We start from the raw sequence: 19,874 nt of genomic DNA, 5'->3' as shown, positions 1-19,874 counted from the left end.
TTCCCGCCTTCGCGGGAACACGGGTTCTCCCGTCCGCCGCGGGTCAGAATCCCTCGGGCAGGCTCACCTCGCCCACCAGCTCGCGGTAGCGGGCGATGGCGAAGCGGTCCGTCATGCCGGCGATGAAGTCGGCGATGTGGCGGCTGCGGCCGGGCTCGTCGGCGGGGAGATCGCTGCGCCAGCCGCCGGGCAGCAGCGTGGGGTCGGCCCGATATGCGGCGAACAGCCCGGTCACCACCGTGCGCGCGGCATCCGCGGCGGCGAGCTGCGAGGGATGATGGTAGAGGTTGGCGTACATGAAGCGCTTGAGCGTGCGCTCCTGATCGCGAACCTTGTCGGAGAAGCCGACGAGGCAGCGGCCGCAGGCGCGCACGTCGGCGACGCTCTGCACGCCCGCGTCGGCGATGCGGCGGCGGGTCTCGGCGATCAGGTCGTTGACCATCGCGCCGATCTGCGCGCGGATCAGCTCTCCCACCAGACGATCGGGCGCGTCGTCCGGGAATTGCGCGCGCACCTCGTCCCAGCGCTCCGCGACGATCGGCACGCCCAGCATCTGGTCGAACGTCAACAGCCCAGCGCGCAGGCCGTCGTCGATGTCGTGATTGTCATAGGCGATATCGTCGGCGAGTGCTGCGACCTGCGCCTCAAGCGAGGACCATTCGCCCAGCCGCAGCGGAAAGGCGGCGTCCACGTCGGCCAGTGCCCAGCCGGGGCGGCGGATCGGGCCGTTGTGCTTGGCGAGCCCCTCCAGCGTATCCCAGGTGAGGTTGAGCCCCCGCCAGCGCGGGTACGGGCTGTCGAGCCGTGTCAGCGTGCGCAGCGTGTGGCCGTTGTGGTCGAAGCCGCCTGCCTCCAGCAGCGCGTCCTTGAGCGCATCCTCACCGGCATGGCCGAACGGCGGGTGGCCGATGTCGTGCGCGAGGCACAGCGCCTCCGTCAGGTCCTCGTTCAATCCCAGCGCGCGCGCGATGGCGCGGCCGATCTGCGCGACCTCCAGGCTGTGGGTCAGGCGGACGCGGAAATGGTCCCCGTCGGGTGCCATGAACACCTGCGTCTTGTGACGCAGGCGCCGAAAGCTGATCGAGTGGATGATGCGGTCGCGATCGCGCTGGAACGCGTCGCGGGGGCCGCGCGCCGTCTCGTTGCCCTCGTCATGCAGGCGTCCGCCGTGCGCCCGAGGGTCCGCCGCCCAGGGCGCCTGTTGTCTGGTCACTTGGGAAGCTGCTCGATCTTTTGTCCAGGTTCGCTGGCCCAGACAAAGGCGGAGAGCCCCTGCTTGGCAAGCGTGTTGACGAAGGTCTGCGCTTCGTCGTCGGTCTTGAACGGCCCCACCAGCAGCCGGTTGGTGGCACGCAGCGGGGTGGTCCACGCCGCGCGCCCCTTGAGCGCCGCGGCCTTGGCACCCAGCGCGCGATACGCCTTGGGCAGGTCCGCCTTGTTGGCGCCGCCCGCGACCTGCACCCAGGTGCGCGCAGGATCGCGCTTGACGGGATCGGGCTTGGCCGGGGTCTTCGCCTTGCCCTTTGCGGTCGCGGCCTTGGGGTCGTCCTTTGCCGCCTTGGCGCTGCCGAGCTTTGCGGCGGCATCCTTGGCCTTGGTTGCCGGCTCCTTGGCGGCGGGCTTTTCCGTCTCGCGTGCCGCGGCAGCCTTAGCAGGCGTCGGCTTGGGCTCGGGCCGGGCGGGCTCGACACGAACCGGGGGCGCAGCGGGGACCGTGGCGGCAGGGGTCACCGGTGCGGCCGCGGCGGAGGGCAGCGGCGCGACGCCCAGCTCGGTCGCCGGGATCGTCAGGTTGCGGATGATGGTCGCAAGCGTGGTGTCGGTCGCCGCGGCGGCGGCATCGCTGCGCGCGGGCGCCGGCGGCTGGGGCGCCGAGGCGACCTGCCTGGGTTCGGCGGCAGCGACGTCGCGCGCCTCCTGCGCGGCCGCGACAGCAGCGGCACGCTGCGCGTCGGCGAGCCGGGCGGCCTCCGCCAGGCGCTGCGCCTCGGCGAGCCGGGCAGCCTCTGCGGCACGCTGCGCCTGGGCGACGCGCTCGGCCTCGACCCGGCGGGCCGTCTCGGCAGCTGCAGCGGTCCGGGCCGCTTCGGCCGCGCGTGCGACCTGGGCGAGGCGTGCGGCCTCAGCGGCGCGGGCGGCTTCGGCCACGCGCGCCGCCTCGGCGACGCGATCGGCCTCCGCCTTGCGCGCGGCGGCAAGTTCGGCCTCGCGCTGGCGAGCCTCGGTCTCGCGGCGGGCAGCGGCCGCGGCCTCGCGACGTTCCCGACGAGACAGCTTGCGGGTGCGCGTGGCCGCCTGGGCTGGCTGCACGGCGGTAGTTACTGCGGCGACGGCGACCGGCGCCTCCGCGCGCGGTGCGGGCACGATCGGGGGCGCAAGCCGGGCATCGGCGATGCGGGCGGGCGTCGTCCCCAGGCGGCCGAAATGCACGGCAAAGGCGCGATCGGCCGGCGAGAGCGACGGCAGGCGGCGGAAGAAGGGCGCGAGCTGCGTGCCGAAGCCGGGCAGCATGGTGGCGGCGATCCGGTCGGCCCCGGCCGCATCGCCCTGCATCGCCAGGACACAGGCGTGGACGCGCCACGCCGCACGGTCGCTCTGGCGCAGTAACGGATCGAGCAGCTGGTTGGCGGCGCGGACGTCGCCGGTGATGCCGAGCGACAGCGCGAGGCGGCGGACGATCTCGTCATCCCGATCGACGGAAAGCGCGAGCCGGTAATCGCGCTGCGCGTTGGTGGGATAGCCGAGCAGGTCGAACGCGAGCCCGCGATCGGCCGCAAAATAACGAGGCGCCAGACCCGCGCGTTCGGCCGCGGCGAAGAGGCGCATCGCCTCCCCCGGCCGCTCCATCGACAGCAGCGCGGAGGCACGTCCTGCGAGGACGCGGGGATCGCCGGGCGCCACCTTCTCGGCCCGGGCGAAGAACTGCACCGATGCCTGCGGGTCGCCGAGGCGTGTGCTCAGGCGGCCGGCCTCGATCAGGGCGTTGAGGTCGTTGGGACTGGTCGCCAGGATCCGCATCTGTTCGGACAGGCGGTCCGCGTTCGGGGTCGGCTGCTGGACGATCGCCTGCGCCCATGCGGGCTGCAGACTCGCCTGCGCCAAAGCGAGGCAGGAGGCGGCGAGCAGCGTTGGCAGCAACGCCCCGCGACCGGTGGTCGGGAAACGGTTCATGGGTGCAGCCACCTTAGAGGCGCGAGCGGAATACGGAAGTTGTGCGCCGCTGACCAGGCGACCAGACGATGCCCCCAGGGGACGAACTGCGTGCGGGGAGATGGCCGGGCACCCCAGGGAGGCGCCCGGCCACCGACCTTACTGGTTGTTCTGGCGGTGCAGGAAGCGCGGGATGTCGAGCGGCTCCTTGGCCGTCTCGTCCCCGCGTGCCGGAGCGCGGCCGGCGTTCGCCATGCGCTCGAACAGGGTACCGCCCGGACGGCTGCGGCCGCTGCCCTGCTCCTCGCCTGCTGCCGCCTCGGTGCCCGGGGTCAGCCAGCGACGACGTGCCTCGAAGCCGGGGCGCGGCTCGTCGGCAGACGGCGTGGGCGCCGGAGCCGGAGCGGCCTGCTGCGGAACCATGGTGTCCGCGCCGAGCACCAGCTCGTCGGCATCCTCCACGGGCGGCTGCGGCGCGGGCTGGGGTGCCGGCTGCGGGGCCGCGACAGGCTGGGCCTGGGGCGCTGCCGCCTGCGGGGCCGGTGCCGGCTGGGCTACCGGCTGGACCGGAGCCTCGACCGCCTGCGGCTCGCCCGCCGGAGCGGGACGACGGCTGCCGCCGAAGGAGAAGGAGGTGCGCGCCGGTTCGGCGGCGATCGCCGCCTGCTGCGCGGGCGAGCTCGCCTCTATGCCGGTGGCGACCACCGACACGCGGATCTTGCCCTCGAGCTCCGGGTTGAACGCCGAACCCCAGATGATGTTGGCGTCGTCGTCGACCAGCTCGCGGATGTGGTTCGCGGCCTCGTCCACCTCGAGCAGGCGCATGTCGTCGCCGCCGGTGATCGAGACGATCACGCCCTTGGCGCCGTTCAGCGACACGCCGTCGAGCAGCGGGTTGGCGATCGCCTTTTGCGCGGCCTCGATGGCGCGGCTGTCGCCCTCTGCCTCGCCGGTGCCCATCATCGCCTTGCCCATCTCCTGCATCACCGAGCGGACGTCGGCGAAGTCGAGGTTGATGAGGCCGGGCATGACCATCAGGTCGGTGATGCCGCGCACGCCCTGCTGCAGCACCTCGTCCGCCATTTCGAACGCCTGCTTGAAGGTCGTGTTGGCGTTGGCGATCAGGAACAGGTTCTGGTTCGGGATGACGATCAGGGTGTCGACGTACTTCTGAAGCTCCTCGATCCCGGCGTCGGCCGAGCGGGCGCGCTTCTTGCCCTCGAACGAGAAGGGCTTGGTCACGACGCCGACGGTCAGGATGCCCATCTCGCGCGCCGCCTTGGCGATCACCGGCGCCGCACCGGTGCCGGTGCCGCCGCCCATGCCGGCCGCGATGAAGCACATGTGCGCGCCCTGCAGCGCTTCCTGGACCTGCTCGATGGTTTCCTCAGCCGCGGCACGGCCGATCTCCGGCCGGCTGCCGGCACCCAGGCCCTGCGTGATCTTGACGCCCAGCTGGATGCGCTGCGGCGCGTCCGACTGCTTGAGCGCCTGCGCGTCGGTATTGGCGACCAGGAATTCCACGCCCTGCACTTCGGCGCGGATCATGTTCGCGATGGCGTTGCCGCCCGCCCCGCCGACGCCGATCACCGAAATGCGCGGCGTCAGATCGTCGAGGTCCGGCGGAAGAAATTCGATGCTCATTCCTGATCTCCCGAAGCGGGCCGGCCGCTGGCCAGCAACCGCCTAACTAGTTTCTTCTGCACCAACGGCTTGGGGGCATCTACCCCCGATCAGCACCATCCGTAGCGAATCTTCAATAGTTGGTCCGAAAGGCGGCCATCAGGCGCTGCAACATCGCCATCGGACTGGGCCGGGTGACCACCTGATGGGTCGGCTGGATCGCCCTGAGATCGACCGGATCGGACGCCGCGAACATCGCCAGGCCCGCGAGCGTGGCGAAGCCCGGACCCGAATGCGCCTCCGGCAACGCGGTCAACCCGCGCGCACGGCCGACCCGGACGGTGCGGCCGAGCGCCTGCTGCGCATAGTCGGCGATGCCCTTCAGCTCCGCACCGCCGCCGGTCAGCACCACCTGACGCCCGACGGGATCGTCGAAGTTCAGCTTGCGCAATTCCTTCTGGATCTCTGCCATCAGCCGGTCGAGCCGCTGGCGGATGACCGCGATCAGCTGCGCGCGGGTGATGCGGGTCCCTTCGGCATCCTCGTCGGGGCGGACCGGCGCCACGTCGATCATGTCGTGGTTGTCGCGCGGGCTCATGTTGGCCGAGCCGTAGAAGCACTTCAGCCGCTCGGCCTGGTTGCGGCCGGTGCCAAAGGCGGAGGCGACGTCGTCGGTGATGTCGGCGGCGCCCATGGAGATGGAGGCGAGGCCGGTGAGCACGCCGTTGGCGAACACCGACACGTTGGTGACGCCCGCGCCGATCTCCACCAGCGCGACGCCCAGTTCACGCTCCTCCTCCGACAAGCAGGCGAGGCCGGTCGCGACCGGCGCGGCGATGATCGACTTCACCTCCAGGTGCGCCGAACGGACGCAGAGATCGAGGTTGCGGACCGGCGAACCCTCGGTCGCGACGACGTGGATCTCGACGCCCAGGCGATCGGCATGGAGGCCCATCGGGTCGCGCACCCCGCCGAGGCCGTCGAGCGAATAGCGCATCGGCTGCGCGTGCATCACCATCAGCGCGCCCGGATCGATCGCGTTGCGGCCGGCCTTCAGCAGCGCGTCCACGTCCGACTGCTCGACGCGGTGACCGCCCAGGTCGACCTCCAGCTTGACGATGTCGGACAGGAGCCCGCCGGCCGAGAAGCTGACCCACACGTCCTCGATGTTGAGGCCGGCGATGCGTTCCGCCTGCTCCACCGCCTCGCGCACGGCGGTCTCGGTCGCCTTCATGTCGGCGATATAGCCGCGCTTGACGCCGCGGCTCTCGCGCTGGCCGGTGCCGAGCACCACCAGTTCGCCGCCGTCCCCCTTTTGCGCGATCAGCGCCGACACCTTCGACGATCCGATGTCGAGTGCGGTGATCAATCCTTCCGGTGCTACCTTCGCCATCGCCTGCCCCTTAAACGACGCCCGTGCTGCCTGTCTCTACGCTGCCTGTCTCATTGCCCTGGCCGGCAGGCGCAGCCCCTTCCGCCGCGTTGCTGGGCGCGGCATCGTCGGCCGCGGGCGCGGCTGCGGCACCCGGCGCCATGCGCACCACCAGCTTGCTGGGATCGCGCAGGTCGAAGCGGGCATAGCCCTTGCCCAGCAGGCTCATGGTGCCGTCCATCTGCGCGAACTTGACGAGCGCATTCGCCGCGGCCTTTTCGCCTTCCGGCAGCACCAGCGTCTCGCCCGACTGGAACAGCAGGTCCCAGCGGCGATTGCCGACCCAGGTCGCGGCCTTCACCATCGGGCGGAGCGCCGGCGCGGCGGCGATCAGGCGCTGATAGGCCGGCTCCTGCGCGTTGGCGCCCTCCCCGATCACCAGCGGCAGGCGCGGGATCGCGTGGGCGGGCACCTCGTCGAGCAGCACGCCCTTGTGGTCGATCAGCATCAGCTGGCCGTTGTTCTGCCAGACGGCCGCCGGATCACGCTCCACCACGTCGATCACGAGGGTGTCGGGCAGCCGGCGGGAGACGCGCGCATCGGCGATCCAGCCATATTCGAGCAGCCGGTCGCGGGTGCCGTTCAGGTCCACCAGCGGCATTGCGCGGGAACGCTGGTCCAGCGCGACCGCGTAAACGGAGTTCGCGTCCATGCGCTTGAGGCCGGTGACCTCGATCTGGGCGACTCGGAAGCCGAGGCTGCCGATCCCCTCTGCCATCGCGGTGCCGACCAGGCCGAAGACGCCGAGCCACCCGGCCGCGGCGATCGCAGCCCCGCCGACCAGCGCGGTGATGCCCCAGGCCGCCGCCTTGCGCACCGTCGCCTCGCCGCCGGGTACGCGGGCCACGGCGTGGTCGAGGATCGAGGCGCGGCGCTGGCGCTTGGGCTGCGGACGGCGCTTGGGCTTCACCGTCCGCGCCGGTGCCGGGCGCCGGGAACTTGCACGGCTCATTCGGTCGCTCCGTGGGTGAGTGCCTCGTCGACGATCCACTGCACCAGCTGCGGATAGGACATGCCCACCGCGCGCGCCTGTTCGGGCACCAGGCTGAGCGGTGTCATGCCCGGCTGCGTGTTGACCTCCAACAGGAACAGACCCTCAACGCCCTGGCTGTCGTCCCAGCGGAAGTCGGAGCGCGACGCGCCGCGGCAGCCGAGCCGCTGGTGCGCGGCGACCGCGATCGCCTTGCACGCCTCGGCGATGTCCTCTGGGATCTCCGCCGGGCAGACGTGCTCGGTCAGCCCCTCGGTGTATTTGGCGTCGAAGTCGTAGAAGCCGGACTTGGGCCGCAGCTCGGTGACGGCGAGCGCGCGGTCACCCAGCACCGCCGTGGTGAGCTCGCGACCGCGGATGAACGGCTCGGCCAGCAGCTCGTCGAACTCCTGCCAGGGGCCGGTCGCCTCGCGGGCGATCGGGTTGCCGTAGTTGCCCTCGTCGGTGACGATGGCGACGCCGACCGACGAACCCTCGTTGACCGGCTTCAGCACATAGGGGCGCGGCAGCGGATCGCGCTCGAACAGCTCCTCGGTCGCGACGATGCGGCCGCCGGGCATGGGGATGCCGTGCGGGACCAGCGCCTGTTTGGTGAGCTGCTTGTCGATCGCGATCACCGAGGTGGCGAGCCCGGAATGGGTATAGGGCAGGCCCATCAGGTCAAGCATGCCCTGCACGGTGCCGTCCTCGCCGGGCGAGCCGTGGAGCGCGTTGAACACCACGTCCGGCTTCGCCTCGGCCAAGCGCAGCGCGACGTCGCGATCCATGTCGATGCGGGTCACGCGGTGACCGAGCGACTCCAGCGCATCCGCGACGCCCGTGCCCGACATCAGCGAGACCGGACGCTCGGCCGACCAGCCGCCCATCAGCACGGCGATGTGAAGGGTGCGCTCGGTCACAGGGAAACTCCTTGGCTCGCGGCCAGAACGAGGGTGCGCGGCATCACTTGGCAAGTCCCACGCGCTGAATCTCCCATTCCAGCTCGACGCCGGAATGGGCCTTCACCCGTGCGCGCACTTCCTCGCCCAGCGCCTCGATCTCGGCGCTGCTGGCCGACCCCAGGTTGAGGAGGAAGTTGCAGTGCTTTTCGCTGACCTGCGCGTCGCCGCGGCGCAGGCCGCGACAGCCGGCGGCGTCGATCAGGGCCCAGGCCTTGTGGCCGTCCGGGTTCTTGAAGGTCGACCCGCCGGTCCGGCTGCGCAGCGGCTGCGAGGCCTCGCGCTCGGCGGCGATGCGATCCATCTCCGCGCCGATCGCGGCCGGGTCGCCGGGCGTGCCTTCGAACACCGCCTCGACGACGACCGCGCCGGCCGGCAGCTCGGAATGACGATAGGTGTAGCCCAGCCGCTCGGCGGGCCAGATTTGGATCGTGCCTTCGCGCGTGACGACGGTCGCCTCGACCAGAATATCGCTGGTGTCGCGGCCATAGGCGCCGGCGTTCATCCGTACCGCGCCGCCGATCGTGCCCGGGATGCCGCGGAGGAACTCCAGGCCGGCGATGCCGGCGTCCCGTGCGCCGGAGGCCACGGTGATCCCCATCGCCCCTGCCCCTGCCCGCACGCGGTTGCCGGGTTCGACGGACACGCGGGCCATCGCCTTGGGCAGGCGTACAACTACGCCCGGCACGCCACCGTCGCGCACGATCAGGTTGGAGCCGACGCCGACCGGGAGCACCGGTACCTCGGGATCGAGTTGCCGCAGCAGTTCGGCGAGCGCCTCGACCGTGTCGGGGCGCACCAGCCACTCTGCCGGCCCACCGGTACGGAACCAGATGAAGTCGGCGAGCGAGCCCTGCGGCTCGACCTTGCCCGCAACGGGAGGCAGCGCGGCCGTATCCAGGCGGAGGGCGGTGCTCACTTCCAGCCCCACAGCTTCGCCCAGGCGAGCCATGCCTTCCACTGCGCCTCTGCCGCGCGACGGCCGGCGTCCTGGAAATCGGCGGCCTGGCTACCGGCCTGGAGCATGCGGCGGACGGCATCCACCTGCGCCTCATGGGCGCGGAAGAGCTCGCGCTGCGCCTCAGTCGCGGTCTTGAACCAGTCGCTCATGCCGCCTGCTCCACGCGCGCTGCCTGGACGATCGCATCCGCGAGGCCGGCGGCGGTCTTGGTGATGTCCCCTGCCCCCAGGCAGACGATCAGGTCGCCCTCGCGCGCGTCGGCGGCGAGCAGCTGTGCGAGCGCCGCGGCATCCGCGACCGAGCGTGCGGAGCGGTGGCCGCGACGGCAGATGCGCTCGGCCAGCGCCTCCCCGCTCACGCCCTCGACCGGTGCCTCACCCGCCGCATAGACGGGGAGCGCATAGACCGCATCGGCATCGTTGAACGCTTGCGCGAACTCATCCATCAGCGCGCCGAGCCGTGAATAGCGGTGCGGCTGGACGACCGCGATCACGCGCCCGGCCGACGCTTCGCGCGCAGCGGAGAGCACCGCGCGGATCTCGACCGGGTGATGGGCATAGTCGTCGATCACCGTCATCGCCGGCTCGGCGACCGTGCCGACCTTGGTGAAGCGGCGCTTGACTCCGCCGAAGGCACCGAAGCCGCTGGCGATAGTGGCATCGTCGATGCCCATCTCGATCGCGACGGCAATGGCGGCGAGCGCGTTCTGGACGTTGTGGCGCCCGGCCATCGGCAGGACGATGCCGGCGATGGTGCGCTGGCTGCCGTCGCGTTCCCGCACCACCGCATCGAAGCGGTTGCAGCCGTCCTTCGATACGATGTTGGTGCCGCGCACATCGGCCTGGGCGGCGAAGCCATAGGTCACGATCCGCCGATCTCGCACGCGCGGGATGATCGCCTGCACTTCCGGATGATCGAGGCAGAGGATCGCCGCGCCATAGAAGGGCACGTTCTCGACGAACTCGACGTAGGCGTCCTTGGCGCGGTCGAACGAGCCATAGTGGTCGAGATGCTCGGGATCGATGTTGGTGACGACCGCGATCGTGCCGTCCAGGCGCAGGAAGCTGCCGTCGCTCTCGTCGGCCTCCACCACCATCCAGTCGCTGGCGCCCAGCCGCGCGTTGGAGCCATAGGCGTTGATGATGCCGCCGTTGATGACGGTGGGGTCGACCCCGCCGGCGTCGAGCAGGGCTGCGATCAGCGAGGTGGTGGTCGTCTTGCCATGGGTGCCGGCGACCGCGACCGTGGACTTCAGGCGCATCAGCTCGGCGAGCATTTCCGCGCGGCGGACGACCGGCACACGGCGGGCGAGCGCAGCCTCGACCTCCGGGTTGCCGCGCTGGATGGCGGTCGAGGTCACCACCACCGCCGCGTCGCCCAGGTTGGCGGCGGCATGGCCGATCGCCACCGGGATGCCGCGGTCGCGCAGGCCCTGGACGACATAGCCTTCCGCCACGTCGGAGCCCTGCACGCGATAACCCAGGTTCTTCATCACCTCCGCGATGCCGGACATGCCGATGCCGCCGATGCCGACGAAGTGGATCGTGCCGATGTCGGTTGCGACGCCCTTCATGCCAGCGCCTCCCGCACGGCAGGCTTGGCCGATCCGCTCGAGATCCTGGCTGGGGGCGAGTCGATGCTCTCGACCAGATCGGCGAGGTCGCGGACCGCATAGGGGCGGCCGCAGCTGCGCGCGCGAAGCGCGGCATTCTCCAGCGCCTGCGGCTCCAGGCCGAGCTTCTGGATCTGCTTGGCGAGCTCCGTCGGGGTGAAGGCGGTCTGCGGAATGGTGCGTGCGCCGCCCGCCTGGGTGATCTCGCGCGCGTTGACGGTCTGGTGATCGTCGGTGGCGCTTGGGAGCGGCACCAGGATCGCCGGACGGCCGGCCGCGGTGAGCTCGGCGATGGTCGAGGCACCGGCGCGGGCGATCACGACATGGCTCCAGGCCAGCCGTTCCGGCAGGTCGGGCAGATAGGTGGCGATCTCCGCCGGGATCCCGTGCTCGGCATATTGCGCGCGCACGCGGTCGATGTCCTCCAGGCGGGCCTGGTGCGTCACCTGCAGGCGGCGGCGGAAGTGCAGCGGAAGCAGCGCGAGGCCGTCGGGCACGACCTGGCTGAGGATGCTCGCACCCTGGCTGCCGCCGGTCACCAGCACGCGGAACAGGCCGTCTTCCTCCGGCGTCGGGAACGGGCGGTCGCGCAGGGCGAGCACGGACTCGCGCACCGGGTTGCCGACGAGGTGGACCTTGCCGGCATAGGCGGGCTTCAGCCGCTGCACGTCTTCATACGAGGTCGCGATGGCGTTCACGCGCCCGGCGACGAAGCGGTTGACGCGGCCGAGGACGGCGTTCTGCTCGTGGATCACGGTCGGCACCTTGCGCGCAAAGGCCGCGAGCAGCGCCGGAAGCGCGGGATAGCCACCGAAGCCGACGACGGCAGACGGCTGGAAGGTGTCGTAGAGCGCCATCGCCATGGCGCGGCCGGCGAGCATCTCGCGCCCGGCGCGCAGCCAGCCCAGCGGCCCGCCCTGGAGGCGGCCGGCGGGAAGCACGTGGGTCTGGACGCCGTCGAACAGCCCTGGGAAACGGACGCCGCGTTCGTCGCTGACCAGCGCGACGCGGTGGCCGCGCGCGGTCAGCTCCGTCGCAAGGGCTGCCGCGGGGACCATGTGCCCCCCCGTGCCGCCAGCTGCCAGGACATAATGTTTCGATCCGCGCATCAACCGTTCCACCGGGTACCGTAGGGAGATCGCGTCAGATACGGGTTCCGGCGCGTGAAAGCGAGCAGCAGTCCCATGCCGAGCGACAGCGCGATCATCGAGGAGCCGCCATAGCTGATGAACGGCAGCGTCATGCCCTTGGACGGCGCGATGCCGGTGTTCACCGCCATGTTGATCAGCGCCTGCAATCCGAACTGCACGGCAAGGCCGGCGGCGGCGAGCAGGCGGAAGGCATCTTCCTCGTCCAGCAGCCGCACGAACACGCGCACCACCAGCGCCAGGAACAGGAGCGCGATCGCGGCGCAGGCGATCAGGCCAAACTCCTCGCCCACGACCGCATAGATATAGTCGGTGTGCGCTTCCGGCAGCTTGAACTTGATGCGGCCGCCGCCGGGACCCGTGCCGGTGATGCCGCCGGCCGTCAGCACCGCATGCGCCATGTCGGTCTGGTAGCTGTCGGTGTGGACGGCGTTGGGATCGGGGAAGAGGAAGCTGTCGATGCGGATGCGGGCCGTGTCGTAGAATACATAGGCCGCGACCACGCCGCCCGCGCCGAGCGCACCGAGCAGCGCCATGATCCGGGTGGAGATGCCCGCGATCATCAGCAGCGTCAGCCAAACGGAACCAAAGATGATCGTCTGGCCGAAATCCGGCTGGAGCATCAGCACGCACCCCACCAGCGCGGTGAGCGCGCCGGTGATCGGCACGACCGGCAGGTGCGGGTCCTTGGCGCGGAACGACAGGATCCAGGCGGTGGCGACGATGAACAGCGGTTTGAGGAACTCGGAGGGCTGGAACTGGCTGATCCCGACCCCGATCCAGCGCCGGGCGCCGTTGATCTCGACCCCGATCAGCGGCGTCGCCATCAGCAGCACCAGGAACACGGCGGCCCCGCCCAGCGCAAAGCGCCGTGCCGCCGTCGCGGGCAGCATCGAAACCCCGATCATCACTGGGAAGGACAGCACCACCCACAGCGCCTGGCGCCAGAAATAGGCCATCGCCGGGATCTTCACCGCGCCGCTGGAATAGCGCACCGCGGTAGCGGGGCTGGCGGCGGCGACGGCGACCAGCCCGAGCGCGACCAGCAGCATCGCGATCAGCAGCAGCACCCGGTCGATGTCGCGGAACCACAGGCCGATCGGCGAGCGGGCGCCGCGGCCGACATGGCGCTGGACGCGCTCGCGCAGGGGATCGGCACGGAGAGAAGCGGCGCGCGCAACATCGGTCATCGCAGGTCCTCCACCGCGCGCGCAAAGGCGCGCCCACGCTCGGCATAGTCGCTGAACTGATCGAACGAGGCGCAGGCCGGCGACAAGAGCACCACCTCACCCGGCTTCGCACGGGCGGCGGCGGCGCGGACGGCTGCGTCCAGCGTGCCCGCTTCCTCCACCGGCATGTCGGGGGCCAGCACTTCGGCGAAGCGGGGCCCCGCCTCACCGATCGTGTAGGCGCGCACGACATGGCCGAAGCCGGGGCGGCAGGCGTCGAGATCGTCGCCCTTGGGCTTGCCACCCAGGATCCAGTGGATGCGCGGGAAGGCGGCGAGCGCGGGCGCGACGGACTCGGGGTTCGTCGCCTTGCTGTCGTCGATGAAGGCGACGCCGTTCACCTCCCCCACCCGCTGCATGCGGTGCGGCAGGCCGGAAAAGCTCGCGAGGCCGGCGTCGATGGCGGCATTGTCGACGCCCAGCGCCTCGCACGCGGCGATGGCGGCGAGCGCGTTCTGGGCGTTGTGCGGCCCCTGCAGCGACGGCCAGCGCGACTGGTCCATGCAGACCCCGGGGGCGATCTTGGTCAGGTCGGCGCTGCGGCCCGCTTGCGCGACCTGGCGGGCGATGAGCGCCGAGGGCGTGTCGCCGATGCCGATGATCGCGGCATGGCCAGCGGACTGCATCGCGAACAGCCGCGCCTTGGACGCGGCATAGGCGTCGAAGCCGTCGTAGCGGTCGAGGTGATCCGGCGTGATGTTGAGCAGCACCGCCACGTCGCAATCGAGCGTGGTGGTAAGATCGATCTGGTAGCTCGACAATTCGAGCACATAGACGCCGCCGGCGGCAAGCGGCTGCTGCTCCAAGATCGGCAGGCCGATGTTGCCGCCCATCAGGGTCGGGACGCCCGCCGTCTGGAGGATGTGGTGGATCAGCGCGGTCGTGGTCGACTTGCCGTTGGTGCCGGTGATGCCGACGACGCGGTGCGGCGGCAGGTCGGCGCGAGCTTGTGCGAACAGCTCGATGTCGCCGAGGACCGGCACACCCGCGGCGGCTGCCTTGGCGGCGATCGGATGGCTGTTGAGCGGCACGCCCGGCGACACGATCACGCCGTCGAAGCGCGCGAGGTCGATCTCCAGCGGGTCGGCAAGCGTGGCGCCACTCACGGCGTCACGGCGTGCGGGATCGCTGTCCCAGGCGGTGACGCTCGCGCCGCCTGCAAGCAGCGCGTCGACCGTGGCGATGCCGGAGCGTGCAAGCCCCAGCACCGCATAGCGCCTGCCGGACCAGCCGCCCGCGACGATCATCGCAGCTTCAACGTCGACAGGCCGGCCAATGCCAGCACGAGTGCCACAATCCAGAAGCGGATCACCACCGTCGCCTCCGCCCAGCCGAGCTGTTCGAAATGATGGTGGATCGGGGCCATCTTGAACACCCGCTTTCCGGTGCGCTTGTAGAAGAACACCTGGATGATGACGCTGAGCGCCTCCACCACGAACAGGCCGCCGATAATGCCGAGCACGATTTCGTGGTGCGCGGTCACCGCGATCGCGCCGAGCGCGCCGCCGAGCGCCAGGCTGCCGGTATCGCCCATGAACACGGCCGCCGGCGGCGCGTTGAACCAGAGGAAGGCGAGCCCCGCCCCCGCGATCGCGCCGCAGAGGATCGCGAGGTCGCCCGCGCCTGCGACATAGGGAATGCCGAGATAGCCGGCGAACTTCGCGTTGCCCGCCAGATAGGCGATGACCATGAACGCGACCGAGGCGATGATGACCGGCATGGTCGCAAGGCCATCCAGACCGTCGGTCAGGTTCACGGCATTGCCGAACGACACGATCGTGAAGGCGGCGAAGACGACGTAGAACGGCCCGAGGTCGATCGCGACGTTGGAGAAGAAGGGCACGTAGAGCTGAGTGCCCGTCTCCCGGATGATCAGCCAGCTTGCGATGCCGGCGATCACGAATTCCAGCAGCAGGCGGACGCGACCCGGCACGCCGGCGGTGCTCGCCTTGCGGACCTTGTCATAGTCGTCGAGGAAGCCGATCGCCGCAAAGCCCAGCGTCACGAACAGGCAGGCCCAGACGAACGGGTTGCGCAGGTCCATCCACAGCAGGATGGACAGCGTCATCGAGGTCAGGATCATCAGGCCGCCCATGGTGGGCGTGCCGACCTTGGCGAGATGGGTCTGCGGCCCGTCCGTGCGGATCGGCTGCCCCTTGCCCTGGCGAACGCGCAGCCAGCCGATGAACCAGGGGCCGATGATGAGGCCAAGGAACAGCGCCGTCGCGACGGCACCGCCGCTGCGGAAGCTCAGATAGCGGACGAGGTTGAGGACGCCCGGAAAGCCCAGCGTCTCGGCGATCAGATACAGCATCAGCCTCTTTCCGCCAGCGCCGCGACCACGGCTGCCAGCCCCACCCCATTCGAGCCCTTGACGAGAACCGCGTCGCCCGGCGCAAGCAGCGCCAAAAGGCGGTCCTGCGCGGCAGCGGCGTCGGGCACATGGACGAAATCGACCGTGCCCTCAAGGGCTTCGGCAAGGGCCTTCATGCCCGCGCCCACCAATATGGCGTGCGAAACCCCCGCTTCGCCGAGCGGGCCCGCCAGCTCGGCGTGGAAGCGGTCGCTCGCCTCCCCCAATTCGCGCATTTCGCCGAGCACCGCGAGCTTGCGGCCCGGCTCCTCGGCCAGCACCTTGAGCGTCGCACGCATCGAGGCGGGATTGGCGTTGTAGCTCTCGTCGATCAGCAGCGCACTGCCCTCGCCGATCGCGATCTCCGTGCGTGCGCCGCGGCCGGGAAGGCCCGGCAGGTCGGCGAGCGCGAGGCCTGCCTGGGCGAGGTCGCCGCCGGCCGCATGGACAGCCGCGAGCACGGCCATTGCGTTGGCCACCCAGTGCACGCCCGGAGGCGCGAGGGTGAAGCTCAGCTCGCGAGCGCCGAGTTGCGCGATGACGAAGGTGCCGCCGGTGCCGATCGCGACATGCTCGACCGCACGCACGTCCGCTCCCTCGCCGAGACCGAAGGTGACGATCCGGCCGGCATGCGGGCGGGCCGCGGCGATCAGGCGATCCCGGTGGGGACTATCGAATGGGATGATGGCGGTGCCGCCGGGCTCCAGACCCTGGAAGATCTCCCCCTTGGCGTCGGCGATGGCGGCTTCGGAGGCGAAGAAGGCGGTGTGCGCCGGGGCGATGGTGGTGACGACCGCGATGTGCGGGCGCACGATGCGGGTGAGCGCCGCCAGTTCGCCCGCGTGGTTCATGCCCATTTCGAACACGCCGAAGCGGGTGGCGGCCGGCATGCGCGCGAGGCTCAGCGGCACGCCGGTGTGGTTGTTGTAGCTCTTGACCGAGCGGTGTGCGGCGCCCGGCGCGCCGCGGTCGAGCGCTGCGAACAGCGCCTCCTTGGTGCCGGTCTTGCCGACCGAGCCGGTGACGCCGATCACCGTCGCGTCCGTGCGGGCGCGGGCGGCACGGGCGAGCGCCTCGAGCCCGGCCGTGGTGTCCTCCACCCGCACGCTCGGATGCGGCGTGTCGGCCGACACCAGCGCGCCGGCGGCGCCGCGGGTGAAGGCCCCGTCAAGGAAGCGGTGGCCGTCGGTCGCCTCGCCGCTCAGCGCGACGAACAGGTCTCCGGGCGCCACCTCCCGCGAGTCGAAGGTGACGCCGCCGACCGCGAATTCGGCCGAGGCGGTGCCGCCGGTGGCAGCCGCGATCTCGGCCGAGGTCCACAAGGGTGTCATGCCGTCCCCGCACACTCCCGTGCCACCGCGACGTCGTCGAACGGCAGCACCAAATCTCCGACGATCTGCCCCTGTTCGTGCCCCTTGCCGGCGAGCAGCACGATGTCCTCGGGTCCGGCTTCCGCGATGGCGGCGGCGATCGCGTCGCGGCGGCCGCCGATCTCGCGGGCGTCCGGCGCCCCTTCGAGCACCTGCGCCCGGATGGCGGCCGGATCCTCGCTGCGAGGATTGTCGTCGGTGACGATGACCAGGTCGGCCCCGGCGGCGGCTGCCGCACCCATCGGCTTGCGCTTGCCGGTGTCACGGTCGCCACCGGCGCCGAACACCACGATCAGGCGGCCGGCGGCATGGGGCTTCAGCGCGGCGATCGCCGCCTCGAGCGCATCCGGCGTGTGCGCATAGTCGACGTACACCGGCGCGCCGCTGCGGGTGATGACCGCGCGCTCCAGCCGGCCACGCACCGGCTGTAGCCGGGAGAGGCCCGCGAGCGTCGCCTTGAGATCGCCGCCGGTCGCCAGCACCAGCCCGGCGGCGGTGAGCGCGTTGGCAGCCTGATAGGCGCCGATCAGCGGCAGGTTGACCTTGTGGGTCTCTCCTTCCGCCTCGATCATGAGCGTCTGACCCAGCAAGGTGGGGTCGCGGCCGGCGAGGCGCAGCGTCTCGCCATGCTCGCCGACCGTGAGCAGCCGGTTGCCGCGCATGCGGGCAAGGTCGATCACGCGATCAGCGTGGGGATCGTCCACCCACACGACGGCCGTGCCGTCCGGGTCGAGCACTTCGGAGAAGAGGCGCAGCTTGGCGGTGAAATAGGTCGCCATGTCGCCGTGATAATCGAGGTGATCGCGGCTGAGGTTGGTGAAGGCGGCGGCGCGGACCGGCAGGCCTTCGGTGCGGTACTGCGACAGGCCGTGGCTCGATGCCTCGAACGCGACGTGGGTCACGCCCTCGCGGGCGAGGCCGGCGACGTTGGAAAGGAATGTCACCACGTCGGGAGTCGTCAGGCCGGTCGAGACGCGATCGTCGGCGGTGGTGACGCCCAGCGTCCCGATTGAGGCGGCGTGATGCCCCTGCATGCGCCAGAGCTGGCGGGTGAGCTCGACCGTCGAGGTCTTGCCGTTGGTGCCGGTCACCGCGACCGCGGTTTCCGGGAACGGCGCGAAGAACGCCGCCGCCAGACGGGCGAAGCGCTCGCGCGGGTTGCGGTCGGCGATGTGGACTGCGCCCTGGACTACCGCCTCTGGCCGAGCAACGACGGCGATGGCGCCGGCGGCTACGGCTGCGGGGATGAAATCCTCGCCGTTGACGGTCGCACCCTCGAACGCGCCGAAGATCGTGCCCGGGGCCACCTTGCGATGGTCGATGGCAAAGCCGGTGACGGTCGGACCGCCTTCGGTGCCGAGGAGAGTTCCCAACTTCATTCCGGTCCCGCGCTCTTTTCCTGGCCAGCGGGATGCCACAGCAGCCCGCGCAATTCGCTCGTGTCGACGTCGGCCCGCGCATCCGGGATCACGCCCAGCAGCGGCCCCGTGCGGCTGATCACCCGCGACGCCACCGGCGCGGCCGTCCAGGCGGCGCTGGTGAAGCCGTAGGTTTCCTTGGTTCCCTTGGGCGAGTCGAGCATCGCGATCACCACATAGCGCGGGTGGTCCATCGGGAAAGCCGCCGCGAAGGTCGAGACGTTGACCTTCTTGGAATAGCCGCCGCCCGACACGCGCTCGGCCGTGCCGGTCTTGGCGCCGACGCGGAAGCCGGGAGCCTCGCCGCGGCGGCCGGTGCCTTCCTGCACGACCAGGCGCAGCAGCTGGCGCATGCGGTCGCTGGTCGCCTGGCTGAACACGCGCCGGCCCTTCGGAACCGTGCCCGGTTCACGCTTCAACAGCGTCGCCGGGCGCCAGATGCCGCCGTTGACCATGGTCGCGTAGGCGGTCGCGAGGTGGAGCGGCGTCACCGCGATGCCATGGCCATAGGCGGAGGTCATGGTCGTGGTCCGTGCCCAGAAGGTCGGCCAGATCGGGCGCGCCTTCTCGATCTCGATGCTGGGAGGCGTGTCGAAGCCCAGGCTGCGGAAGAGCGTGCGCATCCGCGCCTCGCCCATCTCGTCGGCGATGCGCGCCGTGGCGATGTTGGACGAGTGGACCAGCGTCTCGGGAATGTTGAGCCAGCGGCGCTCGGCGTGGTCGTCGTGAATGCGGAAGCGACCGATCGGCAGCGGCTGGGTCGCGTCGTAGCGCTTGCTCATCGAACTGACGACGCCGGTCTCGATCGCGGCGGCGACCGTGAGCGGCTTGAAGGTCGAGCCGAGCTCGTAGACGCCCTGGGTCGGGATGTTGAGCTCGGACCCGCCGCTCGTCACCTTGTTGGGATTGAAGGTGGGAAGCGAGGTCATCGCCATCACCTCCCCCGAATCGACGTCGAGGATGACGCCGGCGGCACCGACCGCCTGGAAGCGCGCCATCGCCTGGCTGAGCTCGCTCTCCAGCGCGGCCTGGACGCGCACGTCGAGCGACAGCGCGACCGGCTGGCCGCGCTCTGCCGGGTCGGTCAGCCGGGTGTCGAGGTAGCGCTCCATGCCGCGCATGCCGCGGCCGTCCATGTCGAGATAGCCGAGCGCATGGGCGGCGAGCGTCGACTGCGGATACAGCCGCTCCGGCTCGCGCGCGAAGACGATGCCGGGCTCGCCCAGCGCGTTCACCTGCCCCACCAGCTCCGGCAGCGCGCGGCGGCGGAGATAGCGGAAGGTGGCCTCCCCCTGCAGGATGCGGCGGTAATAGCCGGCGTCGTGCTCGGGAAGGACCGCCGCGAGTTGCTCGGCGAGCAGCGCCTTGTCGCCGATCACCTTGTTCGGTCGCACCGCGATCGACCAGGCATCGATGGTGCGGGCAAGCGGCGCGCCGTTGCGGTCGACGAGGTCGGCGCGCAGCGGCACCAGCGCCGCCGCCGCATCCCGCGAGGAAGCGGGCGAGGTCGAGATGGCGAGCGTCGCCAGCCGAAGCAGCACCATTGCCACGCCCGCCGCGAACAGCAGCAGCACGATCATCAGCCGCACATGCGCGATGGCGACCAGCGAATGCCGGCCGCCATCACCCTGGCGCTGAGTCATCGGGGG

The 19,874-nt window shown here is 70.8% G+C and carries 16 protein-coding genes; all 16 read right to left on the bottom strand.

Going from position 1 to position 19,874, the window contains the following annotated elements; genetic code table 11:
• Positions 1-43: 43 nt before the first annotated feature.
• Positions 44-1,213 carry a deoxyguanosinetriphosphate triphosphohydrolase gene (locus MHZ35_RS04765; RefSeq protein ID WP_446741013.1) on the bottom strand — a complete coding sequence of 390 codons (1,170 nt, stop codon included), beginning with the start codon at positions 1,211-1,213 and terminating at the stop codon, positions 44-46.
• Positions 1,210-3,171, bottom strand: a complete 1,962-nt coding sequence (locus tag MHZ35_RS04760; protein ID WP_239434606.1) for a tetratricopeptide repeat protein — start codon at positions 3,169-3,171, stop codon at positions 1,210-1,212. Before MHZ35_RS04760 ends, MHZ35_RS04765 begins: the two co-directional genes overlap by 4 nt.
• A gap of 138 nt (positions 3,172-3,309) precedes the next feature.
• Entirely contained in the window at positions 3,310-4,794 is a 1,485-nt protein-coding gene (gene ftsZ / locus MHZ35_RS04755) for a cell division protein FtsZ (RefSeq protein WP_239434605.1), read from the bottom strand.
• Between the two features lie 112 nt (positions 4,795-4,906).
• The gene (gene ftsA / locus MHZ35_RS04750) at positions 4,907-6,166 is read right to left on the bottom strand and encodes a cell division protein FtsA (protein WP_125961446.1); all 1,260 of its coding nucleotides are present in this window, start codon (positions 6,164-6,166) and stop codon (positions 4,907-4,909) included.
• Between the two features lie 10 nt (positions 6,167-6,176).
• The gene (locus MHZ35_RS04745) at positions 6,177-7,157 is read right to left on the bottom strand and encodes a cell division protein FtsQ/DivIB (protein ID WP_239434604.1); all 981 of its coding nucleotides are present in this window, start codon (positions 7,155-7,157) and stop codon (positions 6,177-6,179) included.
• The gene (locus MHZ35_RS04740) at positions 7,154-8,095 is read right to left on the bottom strand and encodes a D-alanine--D-alanine ligase (RefSeq protein ID WP_239434603.1); all 942 of its coding nucleotides are present in this window, start codon (positions 8,093-8,095) and stop codon (positions 7,154-7,156) included. Before MHZ35_RS04740 ends, MHZ35_RS04745 begins: the two co-directional genes overlap by 4 nt.
• A gap of 43 nt (positions 8,096-8,138) precedes the next feature.
• The gene (murB, locus tag MHZ35_RS04735; RefSeq protein WP_446741012.1) at positions 8,139-9,053 is read right to left on the bottom strand and encodes a UDP-N-acetylmuramate dehydrogenase; all 915 of its coding nucleotides are present in this window, start codon (positions 9,051-9,053) and stop codon (positions 8,139-8,141) included.
• Positions 9,050-9,244, bottom strand: coding sequence for a hypothetical protein (locus MHZ35_RS04730; RefSeq protein ID WP_239434602.1), 195 nt, complete (start codon positions 9,242-9,244; stop codon positions 9,050-9,052). Before MHZ35_RS04730 ends, murB begins: the two co-directional genes overlap by 4 nt.
• Complete coding sequence (murC, locus tag MHZ35_RS04725; protein ID WP_239434601.1) at positions 9,241-10,668, bottom strand: UDP-N-acetylmuramate--L-alanine ligase; 1,428 nt, start codon at positions 10,666-10,668, stop codon at positions 9,241-9,243. The genes MHZ35_RS04730 and murC overlap by 4 nt, the downstream gene beginning before the upstream one ends.
• The gene (murG, locus tag MHZ35_RS04720) at positions 10,665-11,816 is read right to left on the bottom strand and encodes an undecaprenyldiphospho-muramoylpentapeptide beta-N-acetylglucosaminyltransferase (RefSeq protein WP_239434600.1); all 1,152 of its coding nucleotides are present in this window, start codon (positions 11,814-11,816) and stop codon (positions 10,665-10,667) included. Before murG ends, murC begins: the two co-directional genes overlap by 4 nt.
• Positions 11,816-13,045 carry an FtsW/RodA/SpoVE family cell cycle protein gene (locus MHZ35_RS04715; protein ID WP_239434599.1) on the bottom strand — a complete coding sequence of 410 codons (1,230 nt, stop codon included), beginning with the start codon at positions 13,043-13,045 and terminating at the stop codon, positions 11,816-11,818. Before MHZ35_RS04715 ends, murG begins: the two co-directional genes overlap by 1 nt.
• Positions 13,042-14,331 (bottom strand): UDP-N-acetylmuramoyl-L-alanine--D-glutamate ligase, encoded by a 1,290-nt coding sequence (murD, locus tag MHZ35_RS04710; protein ID WP_239434598.1) that lies wholly within the window; start codon positions 14,329-14,331, stop codon positions 13,042-13,044. The genes MHZ35_RS04715 and murD overlap by 4 nt, the downstream gene beginning before the upstream one ends.
• On the bottom strand, positions 14,328-15,398 hold the full coding sequence (gene mraY / locus MHZ35_RS04705) for a phospho-N-acetylmuramoyl-pentapeptide-transferase (RefSeq protein ID WP_239434597.1): 1,071 nt from the start codon (positions 15,396-15,398) through the stop codon (positions 14,328-14,330). The genes murD and mraY overlap by 4 nt, the downstream gene beginning before the upstream one ends.
• The gene (locus MHZ35_RS04700) at positions 15,398-16,768 is read right to left on the bottom strand and encodes a UDP-N-acetylmuramoyl-tripeptide--D-alanyl-D-alanine ligase (RefSeq protein WP_239434596.1); all 1,371 of its coding nucleotides are present in this window, start codon (positions 16,766-16,768) and stop codon (positions 15,398-15,400) included. The genes mraY and MHZ35_RS04700 overlap by 1 nt, the downstream gene beginning before the upstream one ends.
• A complete protein-coding gene (locus MHZ35_RS04695; RefSeq protein ID WP_239434595.1) occupies positions 16,765-18,186 on the bottom strand; it encodes a UDP-N-acetylmuramoyl-L-alanyl-D-glutamate--2,6-diaminopimelate ligase in 1,422 nt (473 codons plus the stop codon). Before MHZ35_RS04695 ends, MHZ35_RS04700 begins: the two co-directional genes overlap by 4 nt.
• Positions 18,183-19,868 carry a peptidoglycan D,D-transpeptidase FtsI family protein gene (locus MHZ35_RS04690; protein ID WP_274615668.1) on the bottom strand — a complete coding sequence of 562 codons (1,686 nt, stop codon included), beginning with the start codon at positions 19,866-19,868 and terminating at the stop codon, positions 18,183-18,185. The genes MHZ35_RS04695 and MHZ35_RS04690 overlap by 4 nt, the downstream gene beginning before the upstream one ends.
• Between the last annotated feature and the right edge of the window lie 6 nt (positions 19,869-19,874).

Origin of the sequence: Sphingomonas sp. ACRSK, from assembly GCF_022346685.1 — a bacterium.
Taxonomy (GTDB): Bacteria; Pseudomonadota; Alphaproteobacteria; order Sphingomonadales; family Sphingomonadaceae; genus Sphingomonas; species Sphingomonas molluscorum.
This window is presented reverse-complemented; position numbering and strand designations above follow the sequence as displayed.